This window comes from Mucilaginibacter sp. A3364 (assembly GCF_059690715.1).
The window spans coordinates 229425-252658 of the sequence record NZ_JCAWED010000002.1 but is presented as its reverse complement, the minus strand read 5'-3'; the positions used below and the strand labels follow the sequence as shown (position 1 = coordinate 252658).

18 protein-coding genes are annotated in these 23234 nt (G+C 44.2%); 10 read left to right on the top strand and 8 right to left on the bottom strand.

The annotated features are described in order from the left end of the window. Positions 1-10 precede the first annotated feature (10 nt). From AC59JT_RS13700 to AC59JT_RS13685, 4 genes are all read left to right on the top strand, one after another. Complete coding sequence (locus AC59JT_RS13700) at positions 11-895, top strand: rhomboid family intramembrane serine protease (protein WP_497399821.1); 885 nt, start codon at positions 11-13, stop codon at positions 893-895. After that, positions 882-1994, top strand: coding sequence for an endonuclease/exonuclease/phosphatase family protein (locus tag AC59JT_RS13695; RefSeq protein WP_497399819.1), 1113 nt, complete (start codon positions 882-884; stop codon positions 1992-1994). The genes AC59JT_RS13700 and AC59JT_RS13695 overlap by 14 nt, the downstream gene beginning before the upstream one ends. Before the next feature lie 66 nt (positions 1995-2060). Beyond that, positions 2061-3524, top strand: coding sequence for a cysteine--tRNA ligase (gene cysS / locus AC59JT_RS13690; RefSeq protein ID WP_497399817.1), 1464 nt, complete (start codon positions 2061-2063; stop codon positions 3522-3524). Between the two features lie 93 nt (positions 3525-3617). After that, positions 3618-4484, top strand: a complete 867-nt coding sequence (locus tag AC59JT_RS13685) for a hypothetical protein (RefSeq protein ID WP_497399815.1) — start codon at positions 3618-3620, stop codon at positions 4482-4484. 123 nt (positions 4485-4607) lie between these two features. On the opposite strand, the gene AC59JT_RS13680 is transcribed toward AC59JT_RS13685, so the two are convergent. Beyond that, positions 4608-5570 (bottom strand): AAA family ATPase, encoded by a 963-nt coding sequence (locus AC59JT_RS13680; protein WP_497399813.1) that lies wholly within the window; start codon positions 5568-5570, stop codon positions 4608-4610. Positions 5571-5574: 4 nt separating this feature from the next. Beyond that, positions 5575-6957 (bottom strand): peptidylprolyl isomerase, encoded by a 1383-nt coding sequence (locus AC59JT_RS13675; protein WP_497399812.1) that lies wholly within the window; start codon positions 6955-6957, stop codon positions 5575-5577. 174 nt (positions 6958-7131) lie between these two features. Between AC59JT_RS13675 and AC59JT_RS13670 the strand changes: the two genes are divergently transcribed. Both AC59JT_RS13670 and AC59JT_RS13665 read left to right on the top strand, forming a co-directional pair. Then, the gene (locus tag AC59JT_RS13670; RefSeq protein WP_497399810.1) at positions 7132-7785 is read left to right on the top strand and encodes a hypothetical protein; all 654 of its coding nucleotides are present in this window, start codon (positions 7132-7134) and stop codon (positions 7783-7785) included. A gap of 1 nt (position 7786) precedes the next feature. Further along, positions 7787-8365: a non-canonical purine NTP diphosphatase gene (locus AC59JT_RS13665; protein WP_497399808.1), complete on the top strand. Its 579-nt coding sequence runs from the start codon at positions 7787-7789 to the stop codon at positions 8363-8365. A gap of 124 nt (positions 8366-8489) precedes the next feature. Here the strand turns inward: AC59JT_RS13665 and AC59JT_RS13660 are convergent, their stop codons facing one another. Then, complete coding sequence (locus AC59JT_RS13660) at positions 8490-11132, bottom strand: OstA-like protein (protein WP_497399806.1); 2643 nt, start codon at positions 11130-11132, stop codon at positions 8490-8492. 51 nt (positions 11133-11183) lie between these two features. Here AC59JT_RS13660 and tilS point away from each other — a divergent pair, with 51 nt between their 5' ends. Then, positions 11184-12512, top strand: coding sequence for a tRNA lysidine(34) synthetase TilS (gene tilS / locus AC59JT_RS13655; protein WP_497399804.1), 1329 nt, complete (start codon positions 11184-11186; stop codon positions 12510-12512). A gap of 3 nt (positions 12513-12515) precedes the next feature. Then, positions 12516-13001 (top strand): hypothetical protein, encoded by a 486-nt coding sequence (locus tag AC59JT_RS13650; RefSeq protein WP_497399802.1) that lies wholly within the window; start codon positions 12516-12518, stop codon positions 12999-13001. Positions 13002-13296: 295 nt separating this feature from the next. Here AC59JT_RS13650 and AC59JT_RS13645 read toward each other — a convergent pair whose 3' ends face one another. After that, a complete protein-coding gene (locus AC59JT_RS13645; protein WP_497399800.1) occupies positions 13297-14259 on the bottom strand; it encodes an isopenicillin N synthase family dioxygenase in 963 nt (320 codons plus the stop codon). Positions 14260-14419: 160 nt separating this feature from the next. Here AC59JT_RS13645 and AC59JT_RS13640 point away from each other — a divergent pair, with 160 nt between their 5' ends. Beyond that, a complete protein-coding gene (locus AC59JT_RS13640; RefSeq protein ID WP_497399798.1) occupies positions 14420-16078 on the top strand; it encodes a DUF6600 domain-containing protein in 1659 nt (552 codons plus the stop codon). Between the two features lie 153 nt (positions 16079-16231). Beyond that, on the top strand, positions 16232-16813 hold the full coding sequence (locus AC59JT_RS13635; protein ID WP_497399796.1) for a hypothetical protein: 582 nt from the start codon (positions 16232-16234) through the stop codon (positions 16811-16813). An 84-nt stretch (positions 16814-16897) separates the two neighbouring features. On the opposite strand, the gene AC59JT_RS13630 is transcribed toward AC59JT_RS13635, so the two are convergent. The 4 genes from AC59JT_RS13630 to ileS form a co-directional block, all read right to left on the bottom strand. Beyond that, the gene (locus AC59JT_RS13630; protein WP_497399794.1) at positions 16898-18199 is read right to left on the bottom strand and encodes an ammonium transporter; all 1302 of its coding nucleotides are present in this window, start codon (positions 18197-18199) and stop codon (positions 16898-16900) included. 598 nt (positions 18200-18797) lie between these two features. Then, positions 18798-19403: a lipoprotein signal peptidase gene (locus AC59JT_RS13625; protein ID WP_497399792.1), complete on the bottom strand. Its 606-nt coding sequence runs from the start codon at positions 19401-19403 to the stop codon at positions 18798-18800. Continuing rightward, entirely contained in the window at positions 19404-19787 is a 384-nt protein-coding gene (locus AC59JT_RS13620; RefSeq protein ID WP_497399790.1) for a TraR/DksA family transcriptional regulator, read from the bottom strand. Continuing rightward, entirely contained in the window at positions 19787-23170 is a 3384-nt protein-coding gene (gene ileS / locus AC59JT_RS13615) for an isoleucine--tRNA ligase (RefSeq protein WP_497399788.1), read from the bottom strand. Before ileS ends, AC59JT_RS13620 begins: the two co-directional genes overlap by 1 nt. Positions 23171-23234: the final 64 nt, after the last annotated feature.

Genomic DNA, 23234 nt, shown 5'->3' with positions numbered 1-23234 from the left:
ATCTACAGAAATGACGGTTTGGCAAAATATACAGTATAAAGTATTCAAGTCGGACAGTAAGCTTTGGTTGCTTATTGGCATCAACGTTTTTGTTTTTTTGCTGATTAACCTGTCGGCGGTTTTTGTTAAGCTATTTACTGGTTCGAGCGCCATTGTTAGCTATGCCGATGAATTTTTAGCGCTACCCGCTTATTTGCCCAAACTATTGACCAGGTTTTGGACGCCCGTGACTTATATGTTTATGCATGCTAATATTATGCATATCCTCTTCAATATGTTGTGGCTGTACTGGATGGGAAGCATTTTTGAAGATTTTTTAGGGAAGAAAAGAACCATAGGGGTTTATTTGCTTGGTGGGGTTGCCGGTGCTGTGCTTTTTGTTATTTGTTATAATTTTTTGCCCTTTTTCACGAACAATGAAAGTTCAATATTAGCAACAACAGTAGGAGCATCAGGAAGCGTGTTTGCTATTACTGTAGCTGCTGCTACCATAGTTCCAAATTATACCATCTTATTGTTTGGTATGCTAAGCATACGGCTAAAATGGATAGCCTTGTTTTATGTGCTGTTAAGTTTACTGGGAGCTACAGGTTCAAATGCCGGGGGCGAAATAGCCCATTTGGGAGGCGCGCTGTTAGGCTTTGTTTATGTTAAACAACTACAAAATGGTAACGACTGGATAGCAGGAATTACAGGTTTATTTAAGCGTAAACCCAAGCTAAAAGTAGCATCAAATAATTATAATAACACCCGTTCAAAAACTACCACAGCATCAAAACCCGCGCAGGACGAAGTGGATAGCATTTTGGATAAAATATCGCAAAGCGGATACGATAACCTGAGTAAACAGGAGAAAGAGATCCTTTTTCGCGCCAGCAAAAATGAAGAAAAGTAAAAGTACGCTCAACTGGTTTGATAAACTGCTTTTACTAGTTAATTGCGGCCTGTGCCTTGCTTTGCTTATTGGTTACCTGGCCCCGTTTACCGATCCGCGAAAGTTTTGGGTAGTTGCTTTTTTTGGCCTGGCTTACCCGCCGGTACTGTTTGCCACTTTATTAATGGTGGTTTACTGGCTGTTGCGTAAAAGTAAATGGGTGTTGTTGCCGGTAATTACTATTTTGATTGGGTGGAATGTGTTTTTAAACAACATTGGTTTCTGTTTTTCTGGCGGAAATGCCCCTGCCGACTCTACCACCGTGCGCCTGCTTACCTACAATGTGCACAACTTTAAACGTTATGGCGGCGAAAAGGAAACTACAACCCGGCATGATATGCTTGCGCTGATACAAAGCGAGCATCCGGATATTGTGAACATACAGGAGTTTTATACCCGTCGCGTGGGGCAGTATGCCATGATAGATTCTATCAAAAATATCCTGGGGAATGGCTACGGTTACTTTGAGCAATTTAACGGAAACAGGACCGACCTTACCGGTATGGCTATCTTTTCGCGCTGGCCCATCGTTGCTACAGGCGTAATTAAACTGTCGGATGTGCATCGCAGCGAGAACCAGTGTTTATACGTTGACGTAAAGAAAAACGGGCGCATATTCAGGGTATATAACACGCATTTCCAGTCGATAAACTTTAAAGAAAAAGATTACAAATACCTGGATAGCGTAAGCAGCATTGCCAGTGCCGATATGAAGGCTACACGCCGTGTGGGCGGTAAGCTAAAACTAGCCTTTATAAAGCGGGCCGCGCAGGTGATCAAAGTTAAAGAGCATACCAAACAATGCCCCTATCCTTTTATCCTTTCGGGCGATTTTAATGATACCCCGTCATCCTTCGCGGTTAACCAGATAGGTAAAGGCTTGAAAAATGCGTTCCGTGAAAAAGGCCTGGGCTTGGGGCGTACCTATAACGGCGATTTCCCGAATTACCAGATCGATTTTATTATGGCCAGTCCTGTTTTTGATGTGCTGAGCTATAACATCGCAAAAAAGAAATTATCAGATCATTACCCGGTATGTGTCAGCCTGCAATTGAAGTGAATCAGCACAATGTAAGTAATCGAGTTATGACTAGCTTCAAATCTAAAAAATCGTAAGTTTGCCATCATGAAGCAAAATTTGTTTGTTTACAATACTTTAACACGCAAAAAAGAAGAGTTTAAGCCGCTTAACGCGCCTCACGTAGGCATGTATGTTTGCGGCCCTACCGTATATAGCGACGCGCATATGGGTAATACCCGTACCTATATGTCGTTCGATCTGATCTTTCGTTATTTAACTCACCTGGGCTACAAGGTTCGCTACGTGCGCAATATTACCGATGCCGGTCACCTGGAAGGCGAGGCGGGTGATGAGGGAGAGGACAAAATTTCAAAAAAAGCTAAGCTGGCCCAGTTGGAGCCGATGGAAATTGTACAAAAATACACCGTTGGTTTCCACGAAGTGATGGGCATATTTAACAATCTGCCGCCAAGTATTGAACCTACCGCAACCGGCCACATTATTGAGCAGATTGAACTGGTTAAGCAAATAATGGCTAATGGCTACGCTTACGAAGTAAATGGCTCGATATATTTCGACGTAGAAAAATACAGCCAGACCGAAGATTACGGCATACTGAACGGCCGTAAACTGGAGGACCTGCTAAACAATACCCGCACCCTGGGCGGCCAGGACGAAAAACGCGGCAAGCTTGATTTTGCCCTATGGATAAAAGCCAAACCCGAGCACCTGATGCAGTGGCCTTCGCCATGGGGGATGGGTTTTCCGGGCTGGCATTTGGAGTGCTCGGCCATGAGCCACAAATACCTGGGCGAACAGTTTGATATCCACGGCGGTGGTATGGACCTTGCGCCAACGCATCATACCAACGAGATTGCGCAGAATGTAGCCTGCTACCATAAAGGTCCCGCGCGCTATTGGTTACATACCAATATGCTGACAGTAAACGGGCAAAAAATGTCAAAATCATTAGGCAACAGCTTTTTACCGCATGAGCTGATATCAGGCGATAATACCATATTGGATAAAGGCTATAGTCCCATGACGGTGCGTTTCTTTATGATGCAGGCACACTACCGCAGCACGCTTGACTTTGGTAATGAAGCCATGGACGCATCAGAAAAAGGGTTTAAGCGCCTGATGAATGCCATGAGCTTGTTGGATGGTTTAAAAGCATCAGCTACCAGTGATGTGGATATTGCTGCGTTGGTTGATAAATGCCATGTAGCCATGAACGACGATTTTAACAGCCCCGTTTTAATTGCCGAACTGTTTGAAGCTGCACGTATCATCAACTCGGTACATGACGGTAAGCTGAAGATAGACGCGAATAATTTGGAAGTTTTAAAAAACATGATGAACACTTTTGTGTTTGATGTGTTGGGTTTAAAAAACGAACAGGCAGCTAATGACGACCTGCCTAAAGTAATGAACCTGGTAGTCGACCTGCGTAACGAAGCCAAAGTGAATAAAGATTACGCTACATCTGATAAAATACGGGATGGCCTGCAAAAAATAGGCTTCCAGTTAAAGGATAGCAAAGAAGGCACCAACTGGAGTAAAATTTAATTGAAGAAAAAACGTTAAACTAATACCTGACAGGTAAAATTTAATTTACTTGCTTAGCATATCACAAATATTTTGACCCCATAAACATTTAGCATGAAAAAAATATTCCTTGCAGCTGCTCTTTTTGTTGGCTACACCACGGCCGTTTTTGCACAAGCACAAGTAGCCAAAGTTAGTACCGTAGTTGAAGCCGAAGACAGCTTTAACAAACTGGTTGCTAAAAAAGGCATTAAAGACGCGTTTTTAAGCGTAGCCGATGCAGAAGGCATCGTATTTAAACCTTTGGCCGTAAAGATCACTGATTTTTATGGTAAGATAGATAAGCAACCGGGTAACCTGCAATGGCAGCCTAAGTTTGCCCGTATATCAACCAATGGCGACCTGGCTTTTACTGCAGGCCCGTACGTTTACCAAAACGGCAAAAAGGATGACGATAAAGTATTCGGCCACTACGTATCGCTTTGGCGCGCGGATGCTGATAATAAGCTAAAATTACTGATCGACCTGGGCATACAACACCCGGAGCCTGAAAGCGAAGAGGTAAGCGATTTTAAAGATCCGTCAGGCACCAAAAAAGTTTCAGCAAGTAAAGATCCTTTCAGCGGAAAAAACCTGATCCTTAGCACAGATAAAACTTTGAATGTAATGTTCAGCAAATCGGCATTGGCATCCTACAAAGAGTTTTTAAGCCCCGAAGCCCGTTACTATTTCCCGGGTTTTGAGCCTATCACCGGATCAGATAAGATCATGAAGTTTGTTAACAACCAGGGCATCAGCATTACTGCCGAAACTGTTAACGGCGGTCGCGCTACCAGTAATGACCTGGCTTATACGTATGGTAAAGCCCGCATTAAAAAAGGTGCTATTGTTAGCAACTACAATTATGTACGCATTTGGGAACTTGATTCAACCCACAAATGGAATATCCTTTTAGAAGTGTTCTCGGCTATTGAAAACTAGTCATTGGTCATTAAGTCATTGGTCATTAGGACTAACGTTTGATAGATAAAGGAAAAGGCTTACCAAAATGGTAAGCCTTTTCTATTTTTATACTACTGTCAAACAATGACTAATGACCAATGACTAAAAAAGTTGCTCAATAATATCATCCGTAGATAAACCTTCCGCTTCGGCGTGGTAGCTGCGTACTACGCGGTGGCTTAGTATGGGTTTTGCTACGGCCTGTACGTCTTCAATATCAGGCGAGTATTTGCCGTTGATCACCGCGTGGCATTTGGCGCCTAATATCAGGTATTGCGATGCCCTTGGGCCTGCGCCCCAGTTTAGTAGGCGTTTTACCTGTGCAGGTGCAAACTCGCCATCCGGGCGGGTTTTGGCTACCAGTTTAACGGCATATTCAAGTACGTTATCAGCAACCGGGATATTGCGCACCAGTTGTTGGAAAGCAATGATCTGCTCGGCGTTTAATACCTTGTCTACCTTTTGGCTGCCGGTGCCGGTAGTATTTCGTACCACCTGTAACTCTTCCTGGAATGACGGGTAGTTAAGCGACACTTTAAACATAAAGCGGTCTAACTGCGCTTCTGGCAATGGGTAAGTACCTTCCTGCTCAATTGGGTTTTGGGTAGCCAGTACAAAAAACGGTTGGGCTAATTTGTGGGTAACACCTGCCGCCGTAACCGATTTTTCCTGCATGGCTTCCAGTAAGGCAGCCTGTGTTTTGGGCGGTGTACGGTTTATCTCGTCGGCCAGGATAATGTTTGAAAACACCGGGCCTGGTATAAATTTAAAGTTGCGGTCTTCGCCCAATATCTCTGCACCAATAATGTCTGACGGCATCAGATCGGGAGTGAACTGTATGCGATTAAAATCCAGGTCCAATACCTGCGATACCGTTTGTACCAATAAAGTTTTGGCCAGACCCGGTACACCCACCAATAAGCAATGGCCATTGCTGAAAATGGATATCAGCACAAACTTAACTACCTCATCCTGCCCGATGATCACCTTGCCAATTTCTGAGCGTATTTGTTGATAGGCTTGCTTTAAAGCGTCAGCGGCTTGTACATCGGTGCTATGTTGCATGAGTTTAGTTATTTAATTGTGTGGAGGTTGTTTTGTTGGTGGACCAATCTTTTATAACCGGGCATACTTGATAAGCCGGGTCTATTTTAATGTAGTTCTCTTTTCTTTTTTTCTCAAACCACTCGCTCATTACGCGTTGAGTTTTAAAATTGGTGGCAGCGTTTTTCAGCTTCGGCAAATCTTGTTGCAGGTTGGCTTTGTGCGCGTCTATCACCGATTTTAAGTAAAATAAACGATAGCTGGTTTTGCCATTCGGCGATTTAAACAGTACAGGTTTTGATACGCCACCTGCCTTCATGGTATCAATTACCACGGCAATTTGTGGGTCAAGCCTATCTGTAGGGATGTAAGTTGTACGGGTTTCAACGTTATCAGGGTTTAACAGCATACCGCCGTTAAATTTACTTTCTTTATCGTCCGAGTACACTGATGCAGCCGAAGCAAAGTAGTCTACATTTTTATTTTTTTGCAGCAGGTTATAAACCGTGTCAGCTTTCAATTTAGCACGATTCATCGCATCCTCGGTAATAGTAGGGGTGATCAGAATGTGCCTTACGTGGGCATTTTCGCCGCGACGCTCTAAAACCTGTAAAAAGTGGAAACCATATTCGGTTTCAAACACAGGTGATAATTCGCCGGCTTTTAATTTGAACGACCATGCGGTAAATTCTTTCACAAAGGTATTACGGTCAATAAAACCATAATCGCCACCTTGTGATGCCGAGCCCGGATCCATTGAATAAGCGATAGCCAAGGTTGCAAAATCTTCGCCTGCTTTAACACGGTCAAGTAAGCCTTGCGCTTTTTCGCGGGCAAATTCTTTTTCCTCTTTGGTTAATTTAGGTTCAAAAGCAATTTCACCTACCTCAACTTCTTTGTTAAAGGTTGGTAAGCTATCTTTTGGCATGGCGTCAAAATATTTTCTAACGTCCTGCGGGGTGGTGTTTAGTTTTTCGGTGATCTTGCCGCGCATACGCTCGGCTATCATACCTTCTTTTATATCGCCACGCACCTCTTCTTTGTATTGTAGTAATGATCGGCCAAGATATTGCTCCAACCTGTCTTGCCCGCCGGCTTGTTGCGTCATACGGCGCATACGGCGGTCAACCTCGCTATCAACCTCGTCTTCTTTAACCTCGATACTGTCAATAACGGCTTGCTGCGTTAACAGCTTCTGCGATATCAGGTTTTGCAGTATCTGGCATTTTACATTGGGGTTGGGTGGGTTTCCATTTGATAGATATAGGGAATATTGCAACTCAATGTCAGACTGTAAAATGATATTAGCGCCAACAATAGCGGCAATTTTGTCCAACACGCGTTTCTGCGCGCTGGCCATAGTGGTAAACAAAACAAAACTTAATACTACTAACCCAAACTTTCTCATGTATTATATCTAAATAGCCAGCCAAAAAAGGCCGTAAAAAACTTCCGAATCTCGGTAAAATTTATGAATTATAAAGCACGCCTTTAGTCAATTAACTGTTACGGTTTTATAATTATGCGAATATGCCAATAAAGCATCAAACACTTTAACTATTTTTGGTTAAAATTTGTTAAAGTGAACGTTGAAAACCCAGCCGCATTACGTTTTATAATGCAGGATGATATTTTTTTATTACCGGCTGATAAAGCCATCGCGCCAGCAAAAACTAGTGAGGCTGTGATGGTGCAAACGCCGGCGGTCGAAGAATTGGTATCAGAACCGATGGTTACACCAACAGTTTCTATACAACAACCCGAAGCAGAGCAGCCTGTGGCACAAACGCCCGTCTTCTCGCCGCCGCCAGTTGCGAAACCAACCGTTGCAGCCCAACCTACGGCACAAACGCCTCAAAACACGTTTAATTATTTAGGTGGAAATAAAAAGCAGGTGCTCATTTTAACCCATTATGCTAACGAGCAGTTTATAGCTGCCGATCACCTGGCTGCGTTAGAGAATATACTAAAACGCAAAGACCTGCTTATTGACGATGTAGCCATATTTAACATGGCCGGTAAAGGCGATGTGGATATGCCTGCGCTGAAAGCCGAGTTTAAACCCATTAAATTGCTGGTGCTGGGCGCCGAAGCAATGCCTGTAAACATGAAATTGCCATTTAACCAATTGCGACAAGGCAATGGTAGTGGGGCGCTATACAGCTTTAGTTTTGGGGAGATGATGAGCAGTAACGAGAATAAAAAGGCTTTTTGGGAGCAGATGAAGAATTTATAATATGCAGCAATTAGTATTTGCCACCAATAACGCCCACAAGCTGGAAGAAGTAGCCGCCAAAATTAACGGCAGTATCCAAATATTAAGCCTGAATGATATCAACTGCCATGATGATATTGAAGAAACGGGTACCACGTTTAATGCTAACGCATCCATCAAAAGTCATTACATCTACAATAAATACCATTTAAACTGCTTTGGCGATGATAGCGGCCTTGAGGTTGACGCGCTGAACGGAGAGCCGGGGGTATACTCTGCCCGATATGCGGGTGAGCACGGTAATCATGCGGCCAACATCGACAAGATTTTAAGCGGATTGGAAGGTGTGGACAATCGTAAGGCTCGTTTCCGTACGGTAATATCGCTGTTATGGAACGGCGAAGAACACTTTTTTGAAGGAACGGTAGAAGGGACTATCCGCCAGGAAAAAAGCGGCACCGCAGGTTTTGGTTACGACCCGATATTTCAACCAAATGGTTATGATATCACCTTTGCCGAAATGACCATGACGCAAAAAAATGCCATCAGTCATCGTGCCATAGCGGTTGAGAAGTTGTTGGAGTTTTTGAATAAGCAATAACAAAACCCACCATGTCATTTCGAGCGAGAGCGAGAAATCTATACATAGGCAGGTCGCCCTGGTTAATAGCGTGTGTATAGATCTCTCCCGTTGGTCGAGATGACAAACGGGTTTGAAAAGTGGTTTACTTATTTTTCTTTACTGTTGTATCTTTCACCGCAGGCTTAGTGACCACCGTCGTATCCTTCACCATCACTTTTCTTACACTCGAAGTATCCTTAACCGTACTATCACGAGCCATGGTTACAGGGCCGGAAGCAACCGTGCCGGGTTTAGTATTGGCCGATGTTTGGCCAGGCGCTTTTGTTGAAGGCTTAGTGGCAGCAGCTTTACCTGTCGGAGGCTTAGTAGTCGGTTTTTTCACCGGCTGGGCTTTTTTAGGATTAAGTATAGCTTCCTTGTTTTCGGGGCGCTCTTTAGGTTTCCAGATAAAGCCTTTCAATATCTTTTCATCCTCCTTAACTATTTTTATGGGGATAAATCGTTGTTCGGGGTTTTGATAAAAGGCGGCCGTAGCAAATTCGCCGTTTTTGAAAACCGCGCGCAAGCTGCCACTTATAGTTCGGGCAAGCTCGGTTATTTTATGGGTAACGGTATCGCGGTTATAATAAATGGTTTCGGCGTTGCCGGTTATCAGCAACGACCGTAGCTTATTATTAGCGAAAGTACCATGTATTTTTTTACCGCCCACCTGGTTAAAATGGGTAGAGTCGCCTTTTTCAATATGCACAATAAACCCAGCGGGATAAAGGTCGATATTATCCAGCTTTCGGTTCTTCATTTGTATATTAATGGTATCGCCGCTTAGTTGGGCACCCTGTGTCCATATGAGCGGGTTGCGGTAACTACGAATGGTAGAGTCGCTGCTGCTGTAAAACATCGAATCGGCTTTAGCCTGTAGGTCTGATTTAAAGATCTTGGCATTATGATAAGCAAACATAATGCGTACTCTTGACGTATCGCGCAAGCCGTTTGAAAGCTTTAGGGCGATGGAATCGGCCTTTTGTTTTAGCTTCACGCTATCGGCCGCCGTTAACTTTGGTGCCACAGGTTTAACCACTTTAGGGGCAGCCTTAACAGGTTTTGGCTTAGGTTTTAAAGCCGCGGGTACATATTTCAGCGTATCGTAAAACCACTTGGGAGGACTGGTTTCTATAAACTTTAAAGGCTCTTTGTAAAAAATAGATGGAACTATTTTAACTGTAGTATCTACCAGAGTTGCCAGGTAACGTTTCAGGCGCAGCTCATTTAAGGCCTTGTAGGTGATAATGCGGGTTTCAATCGTATCGGCACCCAGGTAAAGTGTATCCTGTTTAACACCTTTAGGGGCTTTCGTGGTATCGCCGGTTACCGGAGGCTTGATCGTAGGGTTGTAAGGCAACGTATTTTTAGGTGGGCCTGCCGGTTTTTTAGTTGCTGTTGTTTTGTTTTTTGTGTTGGCAAGGGCTGTCCGTTTAGCAACAGAATCACTCACCGCCTTTAACAAAGTTTGCTTGTTGGGCAGGGCTGCTTTTTTTGATGCGGGCAGATTTTTGATCACCGCATCGGTTATCCCCTGCAAGCTAAGCGCTGTTTTAGCAGGGTCTTTCGTGCCTGCCGGCAGCTTCTTCATTACCGAATCGGTTATACCTTTCAGCGTTAGCCGGGTATTGGCAGGCAGTTTTGTTGCAGCCTGTGGCGCTTTTTTTATTACCGAATCGGTAATGCCTTTTAACGTTAGTTGATTATTGGCAGGTAGCTTGGTTCCCGGGGGGAGTTTTTTCATCACCGAATCTGTCACCCCTTGTAATGTCAAACCACTCGGCAAGGCCTTCACATTGGTTTTCGAAAGCGAATCAGCTTTGCTAAGCGGCACCGGTTTTTTGGTGGTGTCTGTTTTGGCGGTATCCTGGGTGATGAAGATCATGTAGGGGTTGATGGTGATCACCGCGTTTTCTTCGGCTTTGTAATATTCACCCAGGCCGCCCTTTACCGTAGCCTTATCCTTGCTATCATAAAAAGTTACGTTTTTAACCGCACGACCATAGCCTTTCAATCTGTCATAAAACAAACTGTCGCCTTTTAGCGATTTGGTGCCTTGGGTATATAAATTCTTTTTGCCAAAGTAAGCCTGCTCGGGTATGGTTTCGTAGCGGCCGTTCTCGGTATAAAGCACATCCTTGTCCTTACCTGTAATGGTGGTAGGGCCGTAAAAGTAAGAGATACGGGTGCCGGAATTATAGCGCAAAGTATCGGTTTTGATAACGGCATCGGGGGTGGTAAAAACAACATCATACCTAAAGTACGAATCGCGCGACGCAGCAAAATAATAGCCGTTTTTGCTTATGAGTGTATTTTCTTTATTGATCAGTTTGCCGCCACCGGTATAGGTACCGATACGGGTTGCAGTGTTGTAGGTAAAGTAATTAGTGGTTAGCGTAGCGTCCTTATCCACCATTTTCACATTATCAGTTAAAATGGCTGTTTTGGTATTGCCGTCATAATGTAGCTTATCTGCAAAAATGTGCAGAGTATCGCCCTGGTTTATAACCACATGCCCAAGGGCATCTATGGTGTTTAGTTGCTGATCGTGCAGGGCGCTATCGGCTGTCAGGATAGATTGATCTTGCTTGAAGGTTCCTTTGATAACATGCGATACATATTTGCCATTGGCACCCTTAACAAGGCTACTCCGATCTGAGCTCAGTAACTCAACCCTCGATTTTTTTTGCCCAAATGCAGTGCCCGCTATCAGTAAAAACAGTAAACCTAAAACGTGTTTATTCACAATGGCAAAATTAGTTTTTTGTAAGGGCTTATTAAATTATAATTTTGATGAATGTTACCACTACAAAGCTTTAAACAATTTGTTGGCCAAAACGCTTTATTTGAGCGCGATGACACCCTATTGGCTGCCGTAAGCGGTGGTATGGATTCTGCATTAATGGTTGCGCTGCTTAAAGCCGCCGGTTACCGGTTTGCTATAGCACACTGCAATTTTAAACTGCGGGGCGATGAAGCCAATGCTGACCAGCAGTTTTGCAAACAACTGGCCCAAAAAAACGAGGTTACTTTTCACACTATAAATTTTGATACCCAAGCTTATGCTGCCCAACATAAAGTGTCTATCCAGATGGCGGCCCGCGACTTGCGGTACCAATGGTTTGACCAATTAAGGCAGCAGCACAACTACAAAGCCATTGCGCTTGCTCATCACCAAAACGACACAATTGAAACAATATTGTTAAACCTGGTGCGGGGCACAGGCATTGCCGGCCTGCATGGCATTTTACCTAAGAACGGCTACATGGTACGCCCGCTGCTATTTTTAAGGCGTGATGAGATTGCTGAATTAATAAAGGCTAACGCGATTGAATTTGTGGAGGATAGCTCAAACGCATCAACTAAATATGCCCGCAACAAATTACGCCATGATGTAGTGCCAAAGCTGAAGGAACTTAACCCGGCACTGGAAGGCACGTTTGAGAACAACCTGCGCCACTTTCGTGAGCTGGAGCAGTTGCTTGACTTGAGGGTTGAGCAGGCACGAACAGAATTGATGGTGCCGCATGGTGACGAGATACACATCCCGCTTGATGCGGTAAAGGCTCTCCAACCACAGCATTTATTGCTGTACAAACTATTGCAGCCTTATGGTTTTAATGAGGCTACGGTTGATGATGTGCTTTCGGCGTTGGATAAGCATTCGGGCAGGGTTTTTAACAGTGCCGATTTTGCTTTGGTATTGGATAGAGGAAAACTTATACTTTCAAAATCCATAACCAATACCGTCGAAGTTTTAGTGAATGAAAGGGATGCAAGCGTTAACTACGGCAATTATAAACTTACCTTATTGCACGATGATGCGGCACTTATTGTGAAGGATAACCCGATGGCCGTTTCTGTTGATGCAGATAAACTGATGTATCCGCTTGCCATCCGCCATTGGCAGCAAAGCGACTTTTTTTATCCTTTAGGTATGCGTGCCCGCAAAAAGCTGAGCGACTTCTTCATCAACCAAAAAATACCTTTAAACCAAAAAACAGAAATACCGTTATTGGTAAATGGCAACGGCGATATCATATGGATAGCCGGCCTGCGCATAGACAACCGTTATAAAGTAACCGATAAGACCAAAAAAGTAGTTATATTCGAACTGTTTAAATAGAAGATGAGCGACAAACACGTTTTTGTAGAAAGGCAGTACCTGGGCCGGGAGTTTATCCCGATAACCATACGTTTGGTGCTGGCCATGTTTTGCTTTGCGGCTTACGTGTTTACCGATGAACGCGAAAACAGCGGCAACCTGCTGGCCATCGTCGGCTTCGCTATTATTATCATCTCTATCATTATGGGCTTTTTGCTTCATTTCCGCACCCGGATAGAGAATAAAAGCATTTTGCTTGACGGCCTGTGGACAACCAAACTGGTTAAAATAGACCTGAATAGTATAGTTAAAATTGAAAAAGGCTCCTACAGCCGTTACCTGTTCAATAACCCGGTATACAACCTTCACTCCAAAGGTACTATCCGCTTCTTCTGTGCCGGTAAAGATGCCATTCACTTAACCGATAGGGATGGCCTGCTTTACATCATCGGCTCGCAGCACGTTAATGAGTTTTATCGTGCTTTGCAGGAGGAAATGAAGAAGAAATAGACGGCAGGGTGCGCCACTTTTAAAGTGGCGCAGGTGGCGCACTCTTTTTTTATAAAATACTGATATTCAATTTTTTACGCAAAAAAGCGGCGCAATGCGGCGCACTCGCTTAACTTTGTAAGTTGTTGATATTCAAAATTTTATTTATTTAACCCCTTGGGTGTTTGTAAAAGTGGCGCACCCCCGAAATGCAAAAAGGGTGTCATGCTGAGCTCCGTCGAAGCATGCTGGCAAAGGCCATTACGCACACCATTCGACGGAGCTCAGGGTGACACCCCTGTTAGGTTTTGATAAACTATTTCTTCAACCCAATCTCACGCAAACGTTCATCTAAATACTCGCCTGCGGTAATATCGGTGTATAGTTTCGGATGCTCGGCATCAATGGTTGATGGCAGCGAGGTTAGATCCATATCTGATTTTGGGTGCAGGAAGAACGGTACCGAAAAACGCGAGAATTTCATCAACTCGCGTGGCGGATTTACCACACGGTGCGTGGTTGATTTTAGCTTGTTATTGGTTAAGCGTTGCAGCATATCGCCTACGTTAACCACCAGATCTTCGCCATGGGCCTTGATCGGGAACCAGGTATTGTCGCGGGTTAACACTTCCAGGCCGTCGGCACTTGCACCTATTAATAGCGTGATCAGGTTGATATCCTCATGCGCGCCGGCACGTACCGCGTCATCAGGTACCGAATCCGGGTCTTCAATAGGGAAGTAATGCAGCGTGCGCAATATGGAGTTGCCGTTATGTACTTTATCGTCAAAGTAATTTTCGGGCAATTCTAAATAAACCGCTATGGCGCGTAGCAATTGCTTGCCAATGCTTTCCAGTTTGGTGTAAATTTCGTGTGTAACCTGATTAAACTTAGGTAATTCTTTTACTTGTAAGTTTTCCGGGTATTCGGCTTTTAGGGCATCATCGCCGGTTACAAACTGGCCAATTTGCCAAAATTCTTTCAGGTCGGGCGTTTTAAAACCTTTGGCGGTTTCTTTGCCCTTGCCAGTGTAGCCGCGCTGGCCGGCCAGTTCGGGTATCTCGTAGCTGGCTTTAGTTTCGGCAGGTAAAGCGAAAAGGGTTTTTACCTGGGTGTAAAGCTCGTCTATCAATTCTTTACTTAAACCATGGTTGGTAATGGTTACAAAGCCTGTATCGTTAAAGGCCTGGCCAATATCGTCTGAGAATTGTTTCCTGTCAGCATCGCTGCCATTCAGGTAATTATTCAGGTCAAGGCGTGGGATATTTACTGTACTCATAATATCGGATCGTTAATGAACGGTAAAATTATTAATTAAAACACACATTATATATAGGTAAGGGTGTGCCGTTATCTATATAAAACAATTAAGCGACTAAACGTTTTATATTTTGTATGGTCAATATATTAAATTAATTATTTACCTGCATAAATCTACGATGATGAAAGTATTAAATAAACTATGGGGCGCAGGTTTACTGGCATTATTGCTGATAACCGCGGTACCGCAACAAAGCGCGGCCCAGGACGACTATATATCTGAACAGGAATTTTATGATGAACTGGAGCCCTACGGCACCTGGGTGTACGACCAGCAATACGGCAACGTTTGGGTGCCCGATGTGGAAGAGAATTTTCGCCCTTACGGTACCCGTGGGCACTGGGTGTTGACCGAATATGGCAACACCTGGGTATCTGATTATCCATGGGGTTGGGCAACCTTTCACTACGGCCGATGGCATTTTGATGATTATTACGGCTGGATGTGGGTGCCGGGTTATGAATGGGCGCCTGCCTGGGTAAACTGGCGCCAGGGTGGTGGCTATTATGGCTGGGCACCGTTAACGCCGGGCATTAGTATTGATGTGTCATTCGGCAGTGGTTATAGCGTGCCTGATTTTTATTGGGCATTTGCACCAACACGCTATATTAACAGCCCTAATATTTATAATTATTATATTCCACGCACAAGGGTGGTTACGGTAATTAACCGTACTACTGTTATTAACAACACTTATGTGCGTGATAACCGCCGCTACATTGGTGGCCCTCGCATTGCCGATATACAGCGTGTAACCCGCCAAAAACCGCAGGTATACACCATTAACAACGCCCGCAGACCGGGTACTATTAATGTACAGAACAACACGGTGAATATATTCCGCCCTTCGGTACGCCAAAATGGTGATGCGCGGCCTACACGTGTGGTAAACGGCGCTGCTTATCGCCAACAAAACCCTAATGAAAGCATTGCACGCCGTGGCAATAATGCCGGTTACAACAGGGCCAATGCCGAAAAACTAAAAGAGGTAGCCCGTAATACCAACACCAATAATAGTGTTGTGCGTATTAATGATAGAAACGACAGAGGTAACAACGGTAGTCAGCAAAACAGGAGGCCAACCCTGCGTGAGCAAGGTGTTGATCAACCGGGAAACCGCAGAGGTCAGCGTGAGAACAGGCCGAATGTAAATCCGCCGGCGATACAGGATAATCAGGCAGAAAAGGCGCAGCAAAGTGCCGAAGAACGCATGCGTCGTAAAGGAATCACTCCTGCCCAGAATGAAACCCAGGAAGAAGCATGGCAGCGTAGAAATACCGATAGATCTATGACGCAGGCTACACGCGATGGTTTCAGGAGGCAACAGCGCGCTAATGAGCAGCAGGTAATAAATGATCAGCGGGAGAAGCAACGCCAGGAACGCGCGCAGCAACAAGATCAACAACAACAACAACGGAGGCGCCAGCAGGATGAGCAGCAACGCCAGCAGGCCGATCAGCAAAGGCAGCAGCGTGATCAGCAGCAGAATGAGCAACGTCGTCAGCAGCAAGATCAGCAACGCCAGCAACAACAGGCGCAACGCGACGAGCAGCGGAAGCAGCAACAGGATCAGCAAAGGCAGCAACAGGCCGAACAACGCCGTCAGCAGCAGGATCAACAGCGCCAGCAACAGCAGCAAGCGCAGCGCGATCAGCAACGCCAACAACAAGGACAGCAACAACGCGAGCAGATGCAACAACAACGCCAGCAACAGCAGCAGCAACAAGGCGGCGAACAAAGGCAACAACGTGGTGGTGGCCGTCGCCCTCCGCAATAGGTTTATTAAAGCCCCGGTAAAATATAATCGGGGCTTTTTTTATGGGTGATGATTAAACCTTTGCGCCTTAAAATTATCCTAACAATAAATACCGCTTTGACGGTTTAAACCTAATTGTTAATTTACATCACCAATTTAATTAACCTTATCGCTATGAAAAAAACATTAGCTACTACGCTGGCCGTTATGGCGGCTTTAAACTTTGCCTTCGCGCAAGAAAAAGTACCCGATTTTATTGATGCTAAAAACCTGGCTTCGGTGCAAAAAATGTCAAGGCATATGCGCGATAGCCTGATAACCGAAATAAAAAAACAGGGCGGTGTTTCTAAATCAAACAAAGTAACCGTTAATGGTAAAGATATGTCGGTTAAAATGGCCGAACCCATGACCCGCTTTACCAAAGTGATGAGCGAAATAATGATAGCTTCGCTCGCGACAGATGATCCTGCTGTTGTAGCGCAAAACCAGGCAAAGTATGATGCGCTGGAAGATCAGCTTCATTTTGAAATGGATGAGCTGTCTGAAAAAATTGAGTACGAGGCCGACAGACAGGAGATCATCGATAAATTTAATAAAGAAGAATACGAGAATGCTAAAGAAAAACGCGAAGCCCGCAAAGAGATGAAGGAAGATCTGCGTGAGCTAAAAAAGGATTTTAAAGAAAAAATGAAAGACCTGAAAGAGGAGCGTAAGGAGGATTTAAAAAGAAAGGCTCGCGACAGCAAAAACGTATAGAAAATATAAATGCATAAAAAAGCCTCCCGAATTCGGGAGGCTTTTTCGTTTTTATTTGTGTGGGGATTAGAGGGTTCTCTCTGATTATAATTCCTCGTCGTGCTGAGATACGTCCAAACCTGCGATCTCTTCTTCCGCAGTTACACGTAGCGGGCTTATCAGGTCGGTTACTTTTAATAGGATAAATGCACCTATGAAAGCAAATGCCGATACAGCAACTAATGCAACAACGTGTTTGATGAACAAGCCGGTTTCGCCATAAGCTAAACCTTCTGCACCTAAGCTGTTAACGCTTTTGGTAGCAAATATACCGGTCATCAACATACCAACCATACCGCCTACACCATGGCAAGGGAATACGTCCAAAGTATCGTCGATATTGGTTTTGCTTCTCCAGATAACTACCAGGTTACTTACCACAGCAGCAACTATACCTACAACCAATGAGCTTGATACGGTGATGAAACCGGCAGCAGGAGTTACAGCAACCAAACCTACAACAGCACCAATACAAGCACCTAAAGCTGATGGTTTTTTACCTCTCAGGATGTCAAAGAAGATCCATGACATAGCAGCGGCAGCTGATGCTGTAGTGGTAGTAGCTAAAGCGGTAGCAGCTAATTCGCCTGAGGCTAAAGCCGAACCTGCGTTGAAACCGAACCAGCCGAACCATAGTAAACCGGTACCTAATATTACGTAGCTGATACGTGCAGGAGTGTGTGACTCTTCGGTACGTTTTTTCAAATATAAAGCCGAAGCTAATGCAGCCCAACCAGCGCTCATGTGTACTACGGTACCACCGGCAAAGTCTAACACACCATATTTAAAGAAGATACCTTCAGGGTGCCAGGTAGCGTGTGCTAACGGGATGTAAATAACGATGATGAATAAAGTGATAAAGATCAAATATGAGTTAAAGCGGATACGCTCGGCAAATGCACCGGTAATTAACGCAGGTGTAATAACCGCGAATTTTAACTGGAACATTGCGAACAGAACTACCGGAATAGTACCGCCTAACCAGGCTACACCCAAAGTGTTCTGCATCATAAAGAATGAGCCCGGGTTACCAATAAGGCCCATGCCACCAACGTCTTCGCCGAAGGCCATGCTAAAACCAAATACTACCCAGATGATAGTGATCAAGCCCATACAAACAAAGCTTTGTAACATGGTTGAGATAACGTTTTTCTTGCGCACCATACCACCATAGAAGAAAGCCAGACCAGGGGTCATTAATAATACTAACGCTGTCGAGATCAGCATCCAGGCAATATCGGCCGCGTTGTAGGTTGTTGCAGGGGTGGCAGCTGCTTTAGCTCCCGGGTACAAAAGGGCCAGGATAACTACGATAACAAGAATGCCAAAGGGTACAATTTTTTTCATTTTGTTTTTTGTTTTTTGATGATCAATTATAATAAGTTAAAGGGTGTGGGACGAGTCAGTGTGTCCCTGAGGGTTAAGCTTCGCAAGAGCAGGCAAATGTGGGTTTGCCTGCTCTTTTGTTGTTAATCGAAGCCATGATCAGGGAAAAGTAGCTTATTAATGAAGCGGGCGTACTCACAATTGATAATTTTTGAATTTTCTATCCAATATTTTAACCGAAATGGAAAATTTGCAACAATTAAATATTCACCATGTGCAAATCGACCGTTATTTCCTGTTTTGTTTACAGAAATTAGGGTTAATTGCATTAAATGTGATGTATATTCTCTCATTTGCATGTCTAAAATTACTAACTTTTTATTAAACTCATAATAAAATTGAAAATAATTATAAAAAAATGTGCAAAAACTTATAATTGTATGAAATTATAGATAATAAAAATTGAATATTTTATACTTAAACCTTTAAATTTTGACAAAATGTAAATTTGTTGTTGTCTGTTTTGGGTTTTTATAAAATTTGAGATTTTGAAAAGGTATTAAAATAAAAAAGCCACTCAATTGAGTGGCTTTTTTATTTTGTTATCGAAAAACTGGGCTTATTCTTCCACCATTTCGCTATTTGGAGCGCTTTCTTCGGGAGTTTCGCTCTTAAAGTAGTGTTTTTGAAATATCAGTATCAAAATTACGCCTACTGATATGGCTGCATCGGCAAAGTTGAAAACCGGACGGAAGAAGATAAAATCTTCGCCACCCCAAACAGGTAACCATTTGGGGAAGTTGCCCGAAATGAGTGGAAAGTAAAACATATCAACCACACGACCGTGAAATAGGGGGGCATATTTATAAATAACACCGTAAAAGGTAGAATCAATAATATTACCCATGGCGCCGGCGAATATCAGGGCCACGTTCATGATTAAACCGCGGTGGTATTTTTGCTGAATAAGGTAAACTACACCGTAGCCAATACCGCAAACAGCAACTATCCTGAACAAGGTTAGCACCAGCTTGCCCCACTCGCCGCCCAACTCCATGCCAAAGGCCATGCCGTTGTTCTCGGTATAATGTAGCATGCCCCTGCTGCCTAAAAAACGGATCTCCTCGCCCATATACATGTGCGTACGAACCCAGATCTTTATAGCCTGGTCAATAATTATAATAAGTATAGCAACTAAAAAAGGTTTAATATAAGCTGCCTTCATTTATTGCTTTAGTTTAGCTTCCATGGTTAGGGTGGTATGTGGTACCGCGCGTAAACGCTCTTTAGGTATCAGTTTACCGGTCTCGCGGCAAATGCCGTAAGTTTTATTTTCAATACGCACTAAAGCGGCTTCTAATTGCTCGATGAATTTTTTCTGACGGGCAGCTAACTGGTTGATCTGTTCTTTTTCAAGCGTAGCCGATCCGTCTTCCAAAGTTTTGTAAGTACCTGCGGTGTCATCAGTACCATTAGCGTTTGGCGAGCTCAGGGAAGTTGCCAATGCGTTCAGTTCTTCTTTCGCGCTAGCTAATTTTTCCAGTAACAACTCTTTAAACTCTTTTAACTCAGAGTCGCTATACCTGGTTTTTTCGTTTTCTACTTTCATTATATTTTATTAATAACAATAATTATTTCGTTCTCATCTATCTGGGCTACTTCACCCTCAGTAAGCTGATTTTCAAGTACTACGCTATCAGCTAAAATTTCGGCGCAAATATAGGATAAATTATTATTCACGGCCGATGCTATAAATTCATGGTTGCTCAGCTTCACGTTTATGCGATCAGTAACCTCAAACCCTTTGGCTTTGCGCAGGTTTTGAATACGGTTAATTAACTCGCGTGATATACCCTCCTCTTTTAATTCGTTGGTTAGGGTAACATCTAAAGCCACGGTTAGTTTGCCTAAATTTGCAACCTGCCATCCGGGTACGTCTTCGGCGATGATTTCTACGTCGGAAGATAGTATCGAGTATTTAGTATCTAGTATCGAGATAGTGCCTTTGTCTTCCAGTTCGGCAATCTGCTCCTGGCTAAACGCGTTGATCTCGTCGGCTACGGCTTTCATATCCTTACCTACTTTAGCACCCAGGGCCTTAAAGTTTGGTTTAATCTTTTTCTTGATGAAACCTGCAGTGTCTGTAATATACTCAATGCCTTTAATATTGGTTTCCGATAGGATCAGGTCTTTTATTTGCTCTACCTGTGCCTCGAAACCCTTATCCAATATTGGCAATAAAATTTTGCTTAATGGCTGACGCACATTGATGCCCACTTTTTTGCGTAGCGATAATACCAGTGATGATATATCCTGCGCCATTTGCATGCGTTGCTCCAATGCTGTATTTACCAAAGTTTCGTTGTATTCAGGGAACGAAGCCAGGTGAACTGATTCAAACGCCTCTTTTTTAGTAACGCTGTTTAAATCGGTATATAAACGCTCGGCAAAAAACGGCGCCACCGGCGACATCAGCTTCGAGATAGTTGTTAAACAGGTATAAAGCGTTTGGTAGGCCGATAGCTTATCGCTCGAGTCTTCCGATTTCCAGAATCGGCGACGGCTCAGGCGCACAAACCAGTTGCTCAGGTTAATATCCACAAAATCCTGTATGGCGCGGGTTGCTTTAGTTGGCTCAAAATCGGCATAAAACGCGTCGACCTCTTTGGTTAACGTGTTTAATAATGATATGATCCACTGGTCAATTTCCGGGCGGGATTTGATGTCTATCTCGGCTTCGCTGTAGTTAAACTTATCGATATTGGCATACATCACGAAGAACGTATACGTATTATATAAGGTACCAAAAAATTTACGGCGAACCTCGTCAATACCTTCCGGGTTAAACTTTAGGTTGTCCCATGGCGCGGCATTACTGATCATGTACCAGCGTGGCGCATCGGCACCAAACTGCTCAATGGTAGCAAATGGGTCAACGCCGTTACCCAGGCGCTTGCTCATCTTGTTGCCGTTCTTATCCAGCACCAAGCCGTTTGATATTACGTTTTTAAACGCCACGCCTTTGTTGCCAACGGCGGCGTTTACTTCTTTGATCTCGTCGCTGGCTTCGCTTAGCATTACGGCTATGGCGTGCAGGGTGAAGAACCAGCCGCGGGTTTGGTCAACACCTTCGGCAATGAAATCAGCCGGGTAGGCGTTTTTAAATTTGTCTTTATTCTCGAACGGGAAATGCCATTGCGCGTAAGGCATGGCGCCGCTATCAAACCAAACGTCGATCAGATCAGGCTCGCGGAACATTTTGTTGCCGGTTGATGATACCAGCACCACATCATCCACATAAGGGCGGTGCATATCTTCCAGCTTAAAACCTTGCGGCATGAATCCGGCGGCGATAGATTTCTCTATCTCAGCATTCAGCTCAGCGATAGAGCCGATGCAGATTTCTTCGGCACCATCTTCCTCGCGCCAGATAGGCAGCGGCGTGCCCCAGTAGCGTGAGCGCGACAGGTTCCAATCCACCAAATTTTCCAACCAGTTACCAAAACGGCCGGTGCCGGTTGATTCCGGTTTCCAGTTGATGGTTTTGTTCAGCTCCACCATTTTATCCTTAACGGCGGTGGTTTTGATGAACCAGCTATCCAGCGGATAGTATAATATAGGCTCATCGCTGCGCCAAGAGTGCGGATAGCTGTGTTCGTATTTCTTTACGTCGAAGGCTTTGTTCTCGGTCTTTAATTTGATCGAGATCAGTACGTCGGTAGGTTTAAAACCTTCCACGGCACGCTCTTCGGCGCTGTAGTATTCTTCTTTAACATAAAAACCGGCGAAGTCGGTCACCTCGTCAACAAACTTACCCTGTTTGTTAACCAGTGGTACATCTTTACCGTTTTCATCTTTTACCAAAACGGCAGGTATGCCGGCTTCTTTGGCAACTCTAAAGTCATCGCCGCCAAAAGTAGGGGCAATGTGTACTATACCGGTACCGTCCTCGGTGGTCACAAAATCGCCCGGTATAACGCGGAAGCCATTTTGCTGCAGGTCATCATTGGTAACGTAAGGTAGCAGTTGCTCGTAATTAACGCCAACTAATTCAGCGCCTTTGTAGGTGCCTTTGATGGTCCATGGAATCAGCTTGTCGCCGCCTTTATAGTCAGCGAAGGAAGCGTCCTGCGCATCAGCTTTAAAATATTTACCCACTAAAGCCTGTGCTAAAACAACGGTTATCGGCTCAAAAGTATAAGGGTTAAAAGTGCTGATCTTAGCATACTCCAATTTTTCGCCTACGGCTAATGCGCTGTTTGATGGCAAGGTCCAGGGTGTGGTTGTCCAGGCCAGGATGAACAGATCGGTTTCAATATCAGCAAATAAAGCTGCTGATTTTTCATCACGCTTAATCTTAAACTGCGCAGTAATGGTGGTGTCCTTCACCATTTTATAAGTACCCGGCTGGTTCAACTCGTGCGAGCTTAGGCCGGTGCCCGATTTTGGCGAATAGGGCTGTATGGTATAGCCTTTATATAAAAATCCTTTGCTGTGTAACTGTTTCAGTATCCACCAAAGCGATTCGATGTATTCGTTCTCGTAAGTAACGTAAGGGTTTTCCAGGTCAACCCAGTAGCCCATTTTTTCGGTCAGATCGTTCCATATATCGGTATAGCGCATTACCTCCTTGCGGCAGGCATCGTTATACTCTTTTACGGTAATTTTTTTGCCGATGTCCTCTTTGGTAATGCCCAAAGCTTTCTCAACCGCCAGTTCAATAGGCAGGCCGTGGGTATCCCAGCCACCTTTGCGCTCAACGCGGTAACCTTTAAGGGTTTTGTAACGGCAGAAGATGTCTTTAATAGCGCGCGCCATTACGTGGTGAATACCGGGCATGCCATTGGCACTCGGCGGACCTTCATAAAATGTATACGGGTTATCGGCAGGGCGGCTGCTAATGCTTTTTTCGAAGATTTGATTTTCCTTCCAAAAGTCAAGCACTTGTTTGCCTGTTTCCGATAAATTTAAAGCTTTATATTCCTTGTACATTAATCTATTACCCCTCAAATTTTAGAGGTTGCAAAAATACGGAATTAAAGGCGAAAAAAGTTAT